Origin of the sequence: Pyxidicoccus fallax, assembly GCF_012933655.1 — a bacterium.
Classification (GTDB): domain Bacteria; phylum Myxococcota; class Myxococcia; order Myxococcales; family Myxococcaceae; genus Myxococcus; species Myxococcus fallax.
The window spans coordinates 1-637 of sequence record NZ_JABBJJ010000756.1 but is presented as its reverse complement, the minus strand read 5'-3'; the positions used below and the strand labels follow the sequence as shown (position 1 = coordinate 637).

The window sequence follows — 637 nt, the reverse complement described above, 5'->3', positions numbered from 1 at the left end:
GCCAGAAGGGGTCCTCCGCGCCACCACCACCCCGCGCCTTCACTTCCGCTTCCCCAGTCGGGCCATCTCCCGGAGGAACCCGTAGAAGCCCACGCTGATACCCACCAGGCTCAACCCAATCAGCACCCAGGGCGCCGTCCCCAGCCACTTGTCCAGCCAGTAGCCGCCCAGCACGCCCACCACCGCCCCGCCCACCAGCTTCCACACCGCCGAGATGTAGGGCTCCGCGGCCCTCATCTGGCGCGCCGTGGACCCCAGCTCGCTGCCGTCCGAACCTTCGGGCTCCCGGGGCTCCTTCACCGCCATTCGGACGCCTCCCCAAACCCTGGGAAAACCTCGGGTTTCCAGCACCACCCGACCTGCCCCATCACGCGCGGGCGCCGCTTAGCACCGAATGCTCGGCACACGCAACCGCTACCAGTCGGAGCGGAACACCGCCCCAAGCCCGGGTTGCGGCACCCGCAAGCTCAGCTACCGCGATCTGCTCCGCCAGGGGGAAGACCCCGCCCCGGCCCTGGGCCCCTCGGGTAGACGCCAGCCCGGAAGCGCCCTGCCCTCCTGCCCACCCTCCAGGGTCCACGGGTCGTTGGACCCCATAACAGGGCGCTACCGGGGCTCGGCGTGGGTCCGCCCGCCC

1 protein-coding gene is annotated in these 637 nt (G+C 71.4%); it reads right to left on the bottom strand.

The window, feature by feature from the left end; translation table 11 throughout:
• Window positions 1-39: 39 nt before the first annotated feature.
• Window positions 40-306: an AtpZ/AtpI family protein gene (locus HG543_RS54025; protein WP_169352720.1), complete on the bottom strand. Its 267-nt coding sequence runs from the start codon at window positions 304-306 to the stop codon at window positions 40-42.
• Between the last annotated feature and the right edge of the window lie 331 nt (window positions 307-637).